Genomic DNA, 14,993 nt, shown 5'->3' with positions numbered 1-14,993 from the left:
TAATGTGCGCAGGAAATACGCACTTGCTTCACAACATCAACTTAGAAGTCCTCCAAAAAAAAGGAGATCAGGGCATGATCCACGCTGGCAATGCCATTACCGTCCAATTGCTTTCGGACGGAATTGCAGAATTCCGCTTTGACTTACAAGGTGAGTCGGTTAATAAATTCAACCGCGCAACAATTGACGACTTTAAAGCTGCAATTGCTGCTGTTCAATCAAACGCTGAGATTAAAGGTCTTATCGTTACATCTGGTAAATCTACATTTATCGTTGGTGCAGACATCACTGAGTTTGGTGAAAACTTTGCGCAAGGCGAACAAGTCATTGTAGATTGGGCGATGCCTGTTCATGAAATCTTCAACTCATTCGAAGATTTAAATATTCCTAAAGTTGCTGCAATCAATGGTATGGCATTGGGCGGCGGTTTTGAAATGTGCTTGGTGTGTGACTATCGCGTGATGTCAGAATCAGCACAAGTTGGTCTTCCAGAAATTAAACTTGGGATCATTCCTGGTTTCGGTGGTACCGTTCGTCTAAGCCGTGTAATCGGTATCGATAACGCTGTTGAATGGATGGCAATGGCGAACCCGAAAAAAGCACCTGCTGCACTTAAAGATGGTGCGGTCGATGCTGTGGTTGCTGCTGATAAATTACAAGATGCTGCGATCTCTATCGTTAAACAAGCAATCGAAGGTCGTTTAGACTGGAAAGCGAAGCGTCAAGAAAAATTAGATCCAATTAAGTTGAATCCATTAGAACAAATGATGGCTTTCAACTCATCTAAAGGTGTGGTGCTTGCGAAAGCTAATCCTGCACAATACCCTGCGCCAAAATTATTGCTTGATTCTATGCAGGCAGGTTCAAGCTTAGATCGTGCTGGTGCACTTCGCCAAGAAGCTGAACACTTTGCAAAAGCAGCGGTAACGCCACAAGCGGGTGCGTTGATTGGTCTATTCATCAACGACCAAGTTGTGAAGAAAACTTCGAAAAAATATGAACAAGGCGCTCACCCTGTAAATCAAGCTGCAGTACTTGGTGCAGGTATCATGGGTGGTGGTATTGCTTATCAAGCGGCAAGCAAAGGCACACCAATTATCATGAAAGATATTGGTAACCCACAACTTGCTTTAGGAATGAAAGAAGCAAACGGTCTTTTGACTAAACAAGTTGAACGTAAGAAAATCAAGCCTGCTCAAATGGGTGAAACGCTTGCACGTATCCGTCCGACATTAAGCTATGATGAGTTTAAAGAAGTCGATATCGTAATCGAAGCGGTAACTGAAAACCCGAAAGTGAAAGGTATCGTACTTAAAGAAACTGAATCTAAAGTACGTGAAAACACGATCATTGCATCAAATACCTCTACGATTTCAATCACGCGTTTGGCTGAAAACCTTGAACGTCCTGAGAACTTTGTAGGGATGCATTTCTTTAACCCAGTGCATATGATGCCTTTGGTTGAAGTCATCCGTGGTGAAAAAACTTCACCTGAAGCGATTGCAACGACTGTCGTACTCGCTCAAAAAATGGGTAAAACTCCTATCGTTGTAAACGACTGCCCGGGCTTCCTTGTAAACCGCGTATTGTTCCCTTACTTTGGTGCGTTTGACCTTCTTCTTAAAGACGGCGCTGACTTCCAACAAGTCGACAAAGTGATGGAAAAATTTGGCTGGCCAATGGGTCCTGCATACTTAATGGACGTTGTCGGTATTGATACTGGCGTTCACGGTGCAGAAGTGATGGCTGAAGGTTTCCCTGACCGTATGAAGCCTGATTTCAAAGGTTCAATCCAAACAATGTATGAAGCACAACGTCTTGGTCAAAAGAACGATGTTGGTTTCTACAAATATGAATTGGACAAGAAAGGCAAGAAAGCAAAAACTGTTGATCCAACAGCGTATGACGTAATTGCTTCTGTCGTGACTGGTGAAAAACGTGAATTTGATCCTCAAGAGATCATTGACCGTATGATGATTGCTTTCTGTAACGAAACTGTTCGTTGCTTAGAAGACAACATCGTTGCAACACCAAACGAAGCAGATATGGCAATGATCATGGGTGTAGGCTTCCCTCCATTCCGTGGTGGTCCATGCCGTTACATCGATCAAACTGGTGTAGCTGAGTATGTTGCGCTTTGCGACAAGTATGCGCATTTAGGTAAGGCTTATGAAGCGCCACAAATGTTGCGTGACATGGCTGCTAACAACAAAAAATTCTACGGTTAAGGAGCAACGTGAATGGCTACTTTAAATCCACGTGACGTTGTCATCGTTGATGGCGTACGTTCAGCAATGGGTAAAACCAAAAATGGTATGTTCCGCAATGTACGTGCCGATAACTTATCTGCTGAATTAGTTCGTGCATTGGTTGCTCGTAACCAGTTTGATGTGAACGAAGTTGAAGATGTGATCTGGGGTTGTGTGAACCAAACTCTAGAGCAAGGCATGAACATCGGTCGTAACATCGTGTTATTGGCAGACTTACCAAAAACTGTTGCAGGTCAAACTGTTAACCGTCTTTGTGGTTCTTCAATGCAAGCAATTCATACCGCAGCTGCTCAAATTGCGACAAACCAAGGTGATATCTTCATCATCGGTGGTGTTGAGCACATGGGCCACGTTGGCATGATGCACGGCATCGACTTGAACCCACAAGCATCTAAACATTATGCCAAAGCATCTAACATGATGGGCTTAACGGCTGAAATGTTAGGTCGTATGAATGGCATTAGCCGTGAAGAGCAAGACGCTTTTGGTGTTGAATCTCACCGTCGTGCTTGGGCTGCTACTCAAGAAGGTCGTTTCAAAAACGAAATCATTGGTGTTGAAGGTCATGATGCAAATGGCTTCAAAATCCTATGTGATGTAGACGAAGTGATTCGTCCAGATGCGAACCTTGAAGCATTTAAAGCGTTACGTCCTGTGTTTGACCCTAAAGGCGGTACAGTAACTGCTGCCACATCATCAGCGTTGTCTGATGGTGCATCTGCAATGTTATTGATGTCTGCTGAGCGTGCGCAAGCATTAGGTCTTAAGCCACGTGCTGTAATTCGCTCTATGGCGGTTGCAGGTTGTGATGCTGCGATTATGGGTTATGGCCCAGTTCCAGCAACTCAAAAAGCGCTTAAACGTGCTGGCTTAAGCATTGGTGACATTCAAACTGTTGAGTTAAACGAAGCATTTGCTGCTCAAGGTCTTTCAGTATTGAAAGGTCTAGGTTTACATGACAAACAAGACATCGTGAACTTAAACGGTGGTGCGATTGCGCTTGGTCACCCATTGGGCTGTTCTGGTGCGCGTATCACAACGACGTTGTTAAACGTGATGGAACAACAAGATACACAAATCGGTCTTGCGACGATGTGTATTGGTTTAGGTCAAGGTATCGCAACTGTGATCGAACGTGTTTAATTCCTAAATACGTCGATTAAAAGAAAACCCCGCTTATTGCGGGGTTTTTTCTCTTAAAAAAATCTTGTTAAAAAATTTATAAATATGAAGAAAAAAAAAGACATATTTCTATCCAGTATTTTATATCGTTCTCAGTCTTATAATTTTCTATTTTGGATGGAAGTTAGAAAATCAATATGAATTGCCTTTCTTTAATCCTCTATTAGTTTCTAGTATTGCTTATGGATTGGCTATTACTTTTTTAACTACCATTTTTCTTGTTATTATCAATCAGTTTTATGTCCGAGAAATTGAGGAGAATCGCAAAAAATTCCGTTATAAAAAAATTAATAAATTCATGAATTATTTTATATTTATACTTCTTACAGGGTTTGTGTTATTTTTTGTTTGGAGGTTATTTTCCCCGCAATTTATCACGCTTTCAAACTTCGCTCTGATCAAAATAAATGAGGTCATTGGCAAGCCAGTTATAAAAGAATTTCTATTTAACGGTACGGTACAAGCTAATCCAACTCATCAACAAAAAATTAATATTGGCTCACACAAACATTCTATTTATGTTATTGATACTGTTACTCACAAGATAAATTTTACGCTATCTGATAATAAGAGAGAATACTCATTAAAGCAGTATTGCTTAACTCAAAATTTGAACCTTAATATTCAGAAATATAAAATTCAAATTGAAGGTTATAATTCTTTTTTGGGCTTTAGTGCTCAACAAAATCAATACTTGAGCAACCATGTATCTGCTCAACAAAATATCAATTTAGATCTTAACACTTTAAATTCATGTGAATTAATCTACTATAATTTACCTAGGCTTTAAGATAATTTGCAAATTATCAAACGTGTTTAAGTTTAGATACGTGACTAGAAGCAATCCCGCTGTTTGCGGAATTTTTATACTTTAGAAATCAAATTTTATTTTAGATTACTCCGCCATCCATCACCCAACAACTGATTTAAACGTTGCTCATCAAAGGTCATTGGAATCGCGCCTCCACCCTGTTGGATATGATTCAATGCTTTGTCCCGATCAATCCCTAAAGGCTCCAACATTCTAAAAATGCCTGAACTCGGATCATTCGACTGTAAACCTGCTGCAACAGACAAAACATACTGCTGCTGTAAAGGTGATAGATGACTCATATCAGGCACTGGGGTTTTTGGTTGAATATTCAGTGCAGGTGAACTTTGCTCTAAAGCAGCATTTTGAATATCCTGTTCTTTTTTGATCACTTGATGTTGCAAAGATTGACGCACCTTTTGATCTTCTTGAAAAGGTGTAACAGTCGTCACAACTTCATCACGTAAGTCATCGTCCGCCAACAATTGAATTGAAGGCAGGCTCGCAATATTTTCGGCATGAGTCAAACTCATCAGCAAAGCTGAGATCACACCGAACATCAAACATAATTTAGAATTAGTCATAAGCAAGACTCTGACATGCATCGTTCAAATCGAGCACCAAGAAAGAAGAATAACTAAACAAATAGAGCTATTATTTATCTAAACTACACCAATTTATTTACGTATTCATCAGCACTCAGATAAATGGTTTCAAGTGTTTTTTAAAGGTTTTGCTAAGCAACTGAATTTCAAGACTCGGTCTGATTTTACAAATATGGACTTCAAAGCTTAACTTCAATTCATTATAAAAATAGAAAACTCATACATATCCATCAGCCATGAAAACTAAAATAAAAAACAGCCTACTCGTTATATTTTTATGTCTCACATCACTCTGGGCAATCTTATTCATTTGGACACATCAGCCTGTTAATGCCATTTTCACTTATGCACTAATCTTGTTTTGGGTTGGACTTGCCATCATTACAGGGATATTCCATTTCAAGCAACACAGCTATAAGCCCTATTTCACATGGGCGTATTTGATTATTTTTTTGATTGCCATGATTAGCTTTTTTTCCTTAGAGCCGCGCAATGATCGCGTTTGGCAGGATGAAACCGACAAAATTATTCAATTCCAATTCAAAGATGGCAAAGTGGAATTACAGAATGTCAGAAATTTTATTTGGCACAGTGATAAAGACTACGTGACGCGATGGGAAACACGACAATACGATTTAGAAAAGTTAGATCGTATAGATTTAGTGGTATCACATTTTATGCAAGGTCCTATTGCGCATGTTTTTATTACATTTGGTTTTGATGATGGCGGACATCTCGCATTTTCTTTAGAAGTTCGTCAGGAAAAAGATGAAGGATTCTCCACCATTGGCGGGTTTTTTCGGCAGTATGAATTGGCACTGGTCGTAGGCGATGAAAATGATTTGATTTATACCCGCTCAAATATTCGCGAAGAAGATGTCTATATTTATCCAATTCAAATGAATCAAACCGAAATTCAGATGTTGTTTTTAGAATTCTTGAACAAAGCCAATCGGCTAAATCATACCCCAGTTTGGTATAACACCTATATCAGTAATTGTACGACCATCTTGTTTGATTTATTAGAACATGCAGTAGGACAAATTCCACGAGATTATCGCGTGACACTGCCAGGTTTAATTCCAAACTATTTATATGACAAAAAAGTGCTCGATAATGGTATCACCTTAGATCAATGGAAAGAAAAAGCGCACATTAATCCTAAAATTGAGCATGTTCATGATGTACATTTACTTTCAAGTAAAGCCTTCTCTGCCTTACTCCGTGAGTAAAGCAGGCGTCCATTGTTTATAACCACGCTGAAAGAAACAACCAAGAAAGTTTGTTTATTGCGTTTCTTCCTGAACAGCAGGCTCTGAACTTGGACTTTGATTCACTGTTTGTGCTTCAATCACTTCGGCATTTTGATTTTTTAACTGATCAATTTCGCGTTGTAATTGATTTAATTCGCGATATAACTCGTTAAAGCGATTCACACTGAGATCACTTTTAAATAGGATCATTTCGTTACGGCGTTGCCAGTCATGATTCTTCAAAAACTCAAACATTTCTTCAGCTTTTTTTGTGATCTTAAGTTCTAAAGCAAACAAAGCTTGATCATTATTATGCTGTCGGCTGAATTTTAACTTTTCTTTCATTGGCTCACGCAAGTCTGATTTCATCTCCAAAGCATCAAGCGCTTGTAAAGCTGTCGCATAAATTTGTTGGTCACGCATTTGATATTCAGATTGAATTTTCTTCACTTGGACAAACATCTTTTCGGTGTTTTGATATTTATTCTTTTTATCTAATTCTAGGCGACGAACGTTCAGAAACTCATCCCACTTGGCTTGATCTAACTCACGTAAATACATATTTCGTGATTCAATATTGTCTACCCAATACTTCAAAATAAATTCAGAAAGTACTTTATAGTCACCATCCAAACGCTCATCTTCAACTTTAAAATTCAGAGGGGTTTTCCAATCCTTCGCTTGAACATAAAGCTGCTCAATTTTTTCCGTCATCACCAAATCAAATTGTTGACGTTGCACTTCATCATTTTTCTCATTTTGCGCGTAGGCACAATAACCAAATAATAAGGTCATCATGACGATAACCACCGCTAAAATTCCGCGCATCTCAAACTCCTATCCTTTTTTGTTTGAGTAATGAATCACTTGCGAACAATGACAAGCACATGATGTGTATTGTATAGCATATTTTTTAAGCAGAAATAGGAATGATTTTAGTGGATATTGCTGTGATTTTGTCGATTTATTCGTGATTCTGTGATCAAGTTTCAATAATTTATTACGCAAAATTCATATTCTCGACAGAAATATATCGGATTGAAACTCTGCGTTTCAGATTTAGACCTTTAATTTTGTTGTCATTGCCCACACTATAGATTCATAAATGATGATTAGAGATTTTTTATGCGTGTAGATGTGTGGTCAGATGTAGTATGCCCTTTCTGCTATATCGGAAAAAAACGTTTAGAAGCAGCTGCTGCTGCAACTGGTGTAGAACTTGAAGTCCATTGGCACAGTTTTCAGCTAGATCCTGATGCACCGCCACGTCAAGAAGTCTCAAATAGCGAACGTTTAGCATTAAAATATGGGCGTACTGTCGCTGAAGTTGAAGAAATGCAACGCAATATTGCGGAAATGGCAAAAACAGAAGGCATCGAGTTCAATTGGGAAAATGCCAACTCAGGAAATACATTCAACGCCCATCGAATAATTCATCATGCACAAAGCTTAGGATTGGGTTCGGAAGCAAAAGAAGCCTTTTTTTATAGCTATATGACCCAAGGTTTAGCCATTGGTGAGCGTGAAACCCTCGAAGATGTTGCTTCGCGCATTGGTTTGAATCCAGTTGAAGTGGATAATATTTTGGATTCTGATCAATATGCCGATTTTGTCCAATTTGATGAAGAACTTGCACGTGATCAATTAAAAGTGACTGGCGTACCATTTTTTGTATTCGATCAGCGTGTGGCTTTGGCTGGTGCTCAACCGACTCAAGTCTTCCAAGATGTGATCAACAAAGTATTAACGACTGCCAATGAACAAACAGATCAACCCACTGTTGAAGATGCAGAAACTTGTACTGATGAACATTGTGACGTGCCACCAAGCAAATCATAAAACATCTTCGAGAACCTAAATACTGGCTTAAGGTTGCATGACTTAAGCCATATTTAGACTGTTATAAAAATAGAATTCAGCGTTGCATAAACAAGCCTATTCAAGTGAATCGGAACTGAATATACTTCATGTATAGATTCACTGCATGACTCTATACATGGTAAATTTTTATAGACCTCTTTCCCCAAGGAGGTCTTTTTTTTATCTATAAAACAATCATTTAATAAAATTATTTCAGTTTCAAGTCTTCTCATTATCTGTTCCAATTTTAAATCACTTTAAATTCATTGTTGTTTATTGTGAATTTTGTTGAACAATTCATTAGAATAGATCAAACATTGATTTTTAATAATATCACGATGCTTAAGCCCATTTTTAATTTTATAAATAAATTCAGCGGCTTAACAATGAAAATGACTTAGAGCGAATATGAAAAGAATCATGCAGCAGTTCAAACCGTCAACCTTAAGTCTTGTCTTAAGTTGTAGCTTTTTAAGTACTTTCGTGTATAGCCAAGATCAGATAGATCACTTGACTGATCCTTATCAAACAGATGAAATCAGTGTCAGTAGCGAATTCCCTACTTTAGACTATCCTTTAGAATTTCAACAAAAAGATTGGCCAACATCGGATGAAAATAGCTTAGGTTGGATTAACTACGTTCCTCGCATGGTAGATTCAACCCCCACACTATTCCCTGAACAATCCAATAAAAGAATATACGCCCCGACCCAAGCGACTGAAGATTTATCATGGATTGACCGACGTCAAAAATCGATTCGCCACTGGGCAGACCGAACCGCTCAGCGAATCGATGGTTGGTTTGGTGAAGGTTATGAAGATGAAACCGCCAAAGCAACGCTACGTGTAATCTTTGATAATAAATGGAATAAGTATGATGATTACGAATTCAAGCCACGTATACGCGGTAAAATCGACTTACCAACCTTAGAGCGTAAATTAAGTTTAGTCTTTGGTGATGATTCACTGGATAATGAAATTGACAACAATATTGCCATTACCAATGAAAATCCCGCTGCTGATCCCGACAAAAATGTCGACACTAAGCGAATCCGTGAAGATAACAGTTCGATCGCATTACGTTGGTCACAACTATCTGATAAGTTACCTTTCGATTTAGATGCTGACTTAGGTATTCGATCTGGAGATGACATTTATGCCCGCTTGAAGGCAAAAAAAGATTGGACTCTCGGGAATGATTTTTCCTTTCATGCTGAACAAATCTATCGTTATGGTATAGATAGCGAAAATTATCTAAGAACCAATTTGGAACTCACGCATGCACGTCCAAATGAAGCGTTTATTTCAAATCAGCTTTATCTAACTTATGCGGATGAGCAAGATGATGATTGGACTTGGGATAATCGTACCTATCGCCAACATCAGTTTTTCCATGATAACCGCTTTAACTACGGTATGTATGTGGGTGGTTATTACAACGAAGATGATTTACGTATGAACAGTTGGGGACCTTTTGTTTCTTGGCGCCAACCCTTATTCCGCGAATGGTTCTTTGTTCAAGGTGATCTTAACTATTTTAATGACAAGCGTGAAGATCGATCACACTATCCTCGTGCATTAGTTCGTCTTGAAGCTAGATTTTAGCGCTCGATAATAGTCATAAAAAAAGCCCATCACTGATGGGCTTTTTTTGGATCTTAGATTCTCAAATGACAGGCTTTTGAATCACGATACGATCATTACGTGTAATACGTGTTTTTTTAGGCGCCACTTCAGCTTCAGTTTTAGGTAAAACATAACCGACACGATCTGTGCGTGCGATACGTTTACTATCCACAAAAGGATTAATATCAAACTGTGGAATTTGATGCTTCACCACGGTTACACGATCATTTCGAACAATTTTCTTCACCTCATGTTCTGCATAAGAGACATTGGTTAAGCTCAGACAAAACATGCTAAATGCGAGCATCATTGAAGTTTTCATAGAATATTCCCAATATTTAATGATCGCTATTATAGATTAATTATTATTGTTTAATATGTTTTACAAATCAAAACTTGGACGTATTTTTTATCATTAACATCGAAAAAATTTATCCAGTTTAACCCAAAGCTTAAATAGTTCCTTTTACATCCTACGACGGCGCTGCATAAAAAAAGCCTATCCGAAGATAGGCTTTGGATCACAATTTAAAATATGCGCTTATTTCAATAATAAGCTGTTAATGCGTTTTAAATATGCAGCTGGATCTTCTGGTAAACCACCTTCCGCAATCATCGCTTGATCAAAAATCACATTTGCAAGATCATCAAATTGTGCTGAACCATCCAACTTTTTCACCAATGGATGCTCAGGATTAATCTCTAAAATTGGCTTGCTTTCTGGGACTGCTTGACCTGCCTGTTTTAGCATGCGAATCAACTGTGGAGACAACTCGCCTTCACCCGTCACCAGACACGCTGGAGAATCAACCAAACGAGTGGTTACGCGCACTTCTTTGGTTTTGTCTTTTAATGACTCAGACAGCTTTTCAACCACAGGTTTAAACTGCTCAGCCGCCGCTTCTAATGCTTTTTTCTCTTCAGCATCCTGTAAATCACCTAAGTCTACAGCACCTTTTGCGACATTCTGCATTGGTGTCCCGTCAAACTCATGAACAAATTCCATTGCCCATTCATCTACACGTTCAGTCATTAGCAGAACATCGATGCCTTTTTTCTTGAATAACTCAAGTTGTGGCGAGTTTTTAGCAGCGGCTAAGCTTTCCGCCGTTACATAATAAATCGCCTTTTGACCTTCTTTCATTGCTGCTTTGTAGTCAGCCAATGAAGTAGTGACCTCATCATTGTTTGAAGTTGCAAAGCGTAGAAGCTTCAAAATTCGGTCACGATTGGTGAAATCTTCACCCAAACCTTCTTTTAAGACAGACCCAAACTCAGCATAAAACTTCTTAAATTTCTCTTGATCTGCTTCATCTTCAGATTTAGCTAAAGTATCTAAAGTTGTTAAGATTCGACGTGTGTTGCCTTCACGGATGGTTTTAACATCTCGACTTTCTTGAAGTAATTCACGACTCACATTCAACGGTAAGTCTGCGCTATCCACAACACCTTGTACGAAACGTAAATAGTTCGGGATGAGATTATCTGCATCATCCATGATGAAGACACGTTTCACATAGAGCTTGATACCTGCTTTCGCTTCACGTGAGAAAATGTTGTGCGGTGCTTTACTTGGGATATACAGTAATTGCGTATATTCAGTGCTCCCTTCTACGCGGTTATGCGCCCAAGTAATCGGTGCTTCAAAGTCGTGACTTAAGTTTTTATAAAACTCAATATACTGTTCTTCAGTAATATCATTCTTATTACGTGTCCACAATGCGCTGGCAGAATTGATCGCCTCCCATTCACCCGTTTTGACATACTGGCCTGGTTTCGCTTCTTCGCCCTCAGCTGCTTCTTCTTGTTGCCACACCTCTTTTTCCATTTGAATTGGTAAACTGATATGGTCTGAATATTTATTGATAATTTGCTTTACTTTATAACTTTGCAAATAATCTAATGCGTCTTCGCGCAAGTGTAGAATAATATCTGTACCGCGACCTTCTTTTGTAATTTGCTCAACTTCAAATTCGCCTGTACCACCACTGATCCAACGTACACCTTCTGAAGCTTCAGCCCCTGCACGACGTGATTCAACTGTGATTTTATCAGCGACAATAAAGCCAGAATAAAAACCGACACCAAACTGACCAATTAACTGTGCATCTGACTTTTGATCACCGGTTAATTTAGACATAAAGTCTTTAGTACCAGATTTAGCAATCGTACCCAAATTATCAATAGCTTCTTGTTGGCTTAAACCAATACCGTTGTCTGAAATGGTGATGGTTTTATTATCTTTATCCAATTGTACGCGTACACGTAAATCTGGATCATTTTCATAGTATTCAGGATGATTAATCCCTTCAAAACGTAATTTATCACATGCGTCTGAAGCGTTTGAAATTAGCTCACGAAGGAAAATTTCTGGATTTGAATAAAGTGAATGCGTCACTAAATGTAAAAGCTGAGCAACTTCCGCTTGGAAACTATGTTTTTGTGTATTCTGCTCGCTCATAAACTACTCCTTAAACACATCAAAACAATTTTTTTGAATGCTTAATGAATGGTGTAGCTTCTAATTTTTTCAATGGTCAAAATTAATTTTTTTTAAAAAGGACCTTGTTTGTAAATTCGATCAAGATGTATTTCTAGTTTTTGCTGACGCATTTGATAGACATGATTTAAGCATTGCAAATTTGCTTGGCATTGATCACGTAATTCCAGCCATTTGACTTGTTCATTCTGAATGATTGATCGCATTCCCATCGGTACTAAACGACGAAGAATTTGATAAGTGGCAGCCATTTTAACATCTGCATCATTCAGGATACGATGTTCACAAACAGCTTTCTCAGTTTCGGACTGCGCTTTTTTGCAATCAAAACTCGCTGCAAATACTGGAACACTTCCACATGCAGCCAGCACAATGATGAGTTTTATGAATTGGTTCTTCATGCATACTACTCTGTTATGAGCTTTCTAGATTATTGAAAAAAATTGTTTTTTTATATGGTATTTTCTACCTGTTATAGTATGACACATAAAAAAAGCCCTATTGATTAATAGGGCTAGGCGCAACTTTATTTTTAGAATTTGTAGCTGTAACCAATGCTATAGATGACTGGATCTATATCTAGCTTGAACTTTGTTGTTCCAGCTACAGTCACTTCAGGGTTCAAATCTGCATAACGTACGTCAGCGAATACACCCCAGTTTTTTGCATCAGCTGGTTGGAAATTGAAACCTAACTGCGCTGCATAACCAAAATCTTCTTTTACACTTTGAACGCCTTGCTCATCCCAAGCAATAAATGCTGTTGCACCAAGACCAACATAAGGTGTAAATCCCGAGGTATTTTTAAAATGATATTTCGCAGTCAGTGTTGGTGGTAAATGTTTAATCGTCACTGCATCAGCGCCATTAATCAAAACATCATGGCGAACTGGAGTCGCTAATAATAATTCAGCAGAAATTTGATCATTAAAGAAATATTCCACCGAAGGGGTAAAAGCAAATTCATCATCGGCTTCCACTTTAGCTCCTCCTAGAGCAGCCACAGTGGTATCTTGCGTTGGAGAAATTGCAGATGCACCTACCTTAAGTTGCCATTCTCCTGCCAGTGCATTTGCTGACATCCCAACTAAAACAATCAGTGCAATTTTATTTAACATTATTATAACCTCTGAAAGAAATATCTAAATAAACCACTATTTAAATATAATAAACATGCCAAAAATTAATATGCAACTCTCAAAAATTAAATAAAATACATTTTATTTATAAATAACTGATTATAATAATAATTTATTTTAAATCATACCAATTTAGTCAATTATAAAACCATCAATTATTTTAAATAACCTATTAACCATATTATTTTACTCGGAATTTTTTATTTAATCCTACTATTTTAATCTAATTTAAAATAAAAAAGGCGATTATATTAATCGCCTTTTATTCAATCATTTTTTAAATGTAGTTATAGGACCATTGCCGCGATCCAACCAAAAATCATCAATGGAATATTGAAATGAATAAATGTCGGAATCACACTGTCTTTCATATGATCATGTTGACCATCCATATTCAAGCCTGATGTTGGTCCTAAAGTCGAGTCTGAAGCTGGAGAGCCTGCATCACCTAGAGCTGCAGCAGTACCTATGAGCGCAATTGTTGCTGCTGGACTAAAACCAAACTGAATACATAATGGGACATAAATGATTGCAAGAATTGGCACTGTGGAGAATGATGATCCTATACCTAGTGTAATTAACAATCCGATGAGTAACATCCAGAATGCTGCCCAACCTTGACTATCACCAATCCATGCGACTGAAGCCTCAACTAGCGTTGGAACCTGACCAGTAGCGCCGATCACGGCTGCAAAACCTTGTGCTGCGATCATAATAAAACCCACGAGTGCCATCATACGCATACCAGTAATGATGACATCGTCAGCTTCTTTCCACTTGAAAATACCTGCACAGCTTAGGATCGCCACGCCGACTAAACCAGCTAAAATCATCGAATCAGAATACAATTGCACTGCAAGCGTTGCTAAAACAGCACCCCCCGCCATATAAATCGTAAATTTAGAAACCTCCGGTCTCGCAGAACCTTCTTGAACACCCATTTCACCCGAAATGCTTTGTGGTTGTTCTTCGACATGAATGTCACGATATTCTCGTGGTTTACGATAGCTATAAAACACTGCGATTAATAAACCTACGAACATCCCAAACACAGGAATCGCCATCGCAGAAGGGATTTGATCATAATCAATTTGGAAGCCAAGTGGTTCACCAAAAGTATTAATGTTTTGACCTAAAATATCATTTAGGAAAATTGCACCAAAACCGACTGGGATCAACATATAAGTTGCACATAAACCAAATGTGAGTAGACATGCAACCAATCGTCGATCAAGCTTTAAATGGTTGAATACCATCAATAATGGTGGAATCAATACAGGAATAAAAGCAATATGCACGGGAATTACGTTTTGAGAACAAACAGCCGCTATTGCAACCGTTGCAAAGATGGCATATTTGACACGATTTTGTATTTTAAGATTAGCCTCACCTTTAAGTGAATTAATCATTTTATATGCTAGAAGATCTGGCAAACCTGAACGAGCCAAAGTTAAGGCAAATGCACCAAGTACACCATAAGCTAAAGCAATCTGGGCACCCTTGCCCAAACCACCATTAAACGCTTCCATAGTGCCTTGTAAACCAAGACCAGCCAATAGGCCTCCTGTTACAGCACCAATGATCAGTGCAAATACCACAGGCACACGAGCCAAAGAGAGGCCAAACATGACCCCAATGGCAGCAAGAATTGCAAACATAAGAAATAGGAATCAGACAAAAAAACTATTTTATCAGAATTTGTTTGTAATAAATCTGCTCATCAGGGGTTGATACCTTCACTCGTCAGA

The 14,993-nt window shown here is 38.4% G+C and carries 13 protein-coding genes; 6 read left to right on the top strand and 7 right to left on the bottom strand.

Annotation, left to right across the window (positions count from 1 at the left end):
- Positions 1–74 precede the first annotated feature (74 nt).
- The 3 genes from fadB to AC1M87_RS07490 all read left to right on the top strand — a co-directional run bounded on the left by fadB (position 75) and on the right by AC1M87_RS07490 (position 4,242).
- A complete protein-coding gene (gene fadB / locus AC1M87_RS07500; protein WP_481593412.1) occupies positions 75–2,228 on the top strand; it encodes a fatty acid oxidation complex subunit alpha FadB in 2,154 nt (717 codons plus the stop codon).
- 12 nt (positions 2,229–2,240) lie between these two features.
- Positions 2,241–3,413 (top strand): acetyl-CoA C-acyltransferase FadA, encoded by a 1,173-nt coding sequence (gene fadA / locus AC1M87_RS07495; protein WP_035265978.1) that lies wholly within the window; start codon positions 2,241–2,243, stop codon positions 3,411–3,413.
- 226 nt (positions 3,414–3,639) lie between these two features.
- The gene (locus tag AC1M87_RS07490) at positions 3,640–4,242 is read left to right on the top strand and encodes a hypothetical protein (RefSeq protein WP_481593355.1); all 603 of its coding nucleotides are present in this window, start codon (positions 3,640–3,642) and stop codon (positions 4,240–4,242) included.
- A 95-nt stretch (positions 4,243–4,337) separates the two neighbouring features.
- On the opposite strand, the gene AC1M87_RS07485 is transcribed toward AC1M87_RS07490, so the two are convergent.
- Positions 4,338–4,847, bottom strand: coding sequence for a hypothetical protein (locus tag AC1M87_RS07485; protein WP_481593354.1), 510 nt, complete (start codon positions 4,845–4,847; stop codon positions 4,338–4,340).
- Between the two features lie 257 nt (positions 4,848–5,104).
- Here AC1M87_RS07485 and AC1M87_RS07480 point away from each other — a divergent pair, with 257 nt between their 5' ends.
- A complete protein-coding gene (locus tag AC1M87_RS07480; RefSeq protein WP_092766635.1) occupies positions 5,105–6,100 on the top strand; it encodes an Lnb N-terminal periplasmic domain-containing protein in 996 nt (331 codons plus the stop codon).
- A gap of 54 nt (positions 6,101–6,154) precedes the next feature.
- Here the strand turns inward: AC1M87_RS07480 and AC1M87_RS07475 are convergent, their stop codons facing one another.
- The gene (locus tag AC1M87_RS07475) at positions 6,155–6,949 is read right to left on the bottom strand and encodes a hypothetical protein (RefSeq protein ID WP_481593353.1); all 795 of its coding nucleotides are present in this window, start codon (positions 6,947–6,949) and stop codon (positions 6,155–6,157) included.
- A 297-nt stretch (positions 6,950–7,246) separates the two neighbouring features.
- On the opposite strand from AC1M87_RS07475, the gene AC1M87_RS07470 reads away from it, so the two are divergent.
- A complete protein-coding gene (locus tag AC1M87_RS07470; RefSeq protein ID WP_481593352.1) occupies positions 7,247–7,960 on the top strand; it encodes a DsbA family oxidoreductase in 714 nt (237 codons plus the stop codon).
- A gap of 429 nt (positions 7,961–8,389) precedes the next feature.
- Complete coding sequence (locus tag AC1M87_RS07465; RefSeq protein WP_481593351.1) at positions 8,390–9,586, top strand: hypothetical protein; 1,197 nt, start codon at positions 8,390–8,392, stop codon at positions 9,584–9,586.
- Positions 9,587–9,647: 61 nt separating this feature from the next.
- Here the strand turns inward: AC1M87_RS07465 and AC1M87_RS07460 are convergent, their stop codons facing one another.
- The 5 genes from AC1M87_RS07460 to AC1M87_RS07440 all read right to left on the bottom strand — a co-directional run bounded on the left by AC1M87_RS07460 (position 9,648) and on the right by AC1M87_RS07440 (position 14,903).
- Positions 9,648–9,929 carry a hypothetical protein gene (locus tag AC1M87_RS07460; RefSeq protein ID WP_180028983.1) on the bottom strand — a complete coding sequence of 94 codons (282 nt, stop codon included), beginning with the start codon at positions 9,927–9,929 and terminating at the stop codon, positions 9,648–9,650.
- 219 nt (positions 9,930–10,148) lie between these two features.
- Positions 10,149–12,068, bottom strand: coding sequence for a molecular chaperone HtpG (gene htpG / locus AC1M87_RS07455; RefSeq protein ID WP_481593350.1), 1,920 nt, complete (start codon positions 12,066–12,068; stop codon positions 10,149–10,151).
- A gap of 92 nt (positions 12,069–12,160) precedes the next feature.
- On the bottom strand, positions 12,161–12,508 hold the full coding sequence (locus AC1M87_RS07450; protein ID WP_035265964.1) for a lysozyme inhibitor LprI family protein: 348 nt from the start codon (positions 12,506–12,508) through the stop codon (positions 12,161–12,163).
- Positions 12,509–12,639: 131 nt separating this feature from the next.
- Entirely contained in the window at positions 12,640–13,224 is a 585-nt protein-coding gene (locus tag AC1M87_RS07445) for an OmpW/AlkL family protein (protein WP_481593349.1), read from the bottom strand.
- Between the two features lie 308 nt (positions 13,225–13,532).
- Positions 13,533–14,903, bottom strand: a complete 1,371-nt coding sequence (locus AC1M87_RS07440; RefSeq protein ID WP_092766629.1) for a Na+/H+ antiporter family protein — start codon at positions 14,901–14,903, stop codon at positions 13,533–13,535.
- Positions 14,904–14,993 lie beyond the last annotated feature (90 nt).

It is taken from the genome of Acinetobacter sp. 24-47-62 (assembly GCF_056779765.1).
This window is presented reverse-complemented; position numbering and strand designations above follow the sequence as displayed.

What these genes read in the sequence shown, in the direction of transcription:
- AC1M87_RS07470 (WP_481593352.1), top strand. Translation starts at nt 7,247, where the DNA reads ATGCGTGTAGATGTGTGGTCAGATGTAGTATGCCCTTTCTGCTATATC.
- AC1M87_RS07480 (WP_092766635.1), top strand. Translation starts at nt 5,105, where the DNA reads ATGAAAACTAAAATAAAAAACAGCCTACTCGTTATATTTTTATGTCTC.
- AC1M87_RS07440 (WP_092766629.1), bottom strand. Translation starts at nt 14,903, where the DNA reads ATGTTTGCAATTCTTGCTGCCATTGGGGTCATGTTTGGCCTCTCTTTG.
- fadA (WP_035265978.1), top strand. Translation starts at nt 2,241, where the DNA reads ATGGCTACTTTAAATCCACGTGACGTTGTCATCGTTGATGGCGTACGT.
- AC1M87_RS07450 (WP_035265964.1), bottom strand. Translation starts at nt 12,508, where the DNA reads ATGAAGAACCAATTCATAAAACTCATCATTGTGCTGGCTGCATGTGGA.
- AC1M87_RS07475 (WP_481593353.1), bottom strand. Translation starts at nt 6,949, where the DNA reads ATGCGCGGAATTTTAGCGGTGGTTATCGTCATGATGACCTTATTATTT.
- AC1M87_RS07445 (WP_481593349.1), bottom strand. Translation starts at nt 13,224, where the DNA reads ATGTTAAATAAAATTGCACTGATTGTTTTAGTTGGGATGTCAGCAAAT.
- AC1M87_RS07465 (WP_481593351.1), top strand. Translation starts at nt 8,390, where the DNA reads ATGAAAAGAATCATGCAGCAGTTCAAACCGTCAACCTTAAGTCTTGTC.
- AC1M87_RS07460 (WP_180028983.1), bottom strand. Translation starts at nt 9,929, where the DNA reads ATGAAAACTTCAATGATGCTCGCATTTAGCATGTTTTGTCTGAGCTTA.
- fadB (WP_481593412.1), top strand. Translation starts at nt 75, where the DNA reads ATGATCCACGCTGGCAATGCCATTACCGTCCAATTGCTTTCGGACGGA.
- htpG (WP_481593350.1), bottom strand. Translation starts at nt 12,068, where the DNA reads ATGAGCGAGCAGAATACACAAAAACATAGTTTCCAAGCGGAAGTTGCT.
- AC1M87_RS07485 (WP_481593354.1), bottom strand. Translation starts at nt 4,847, where the DNA reads ATGACTAATTCTAAATTATGTTTGATGTTCGGTGTGATCTCAGCTTTG.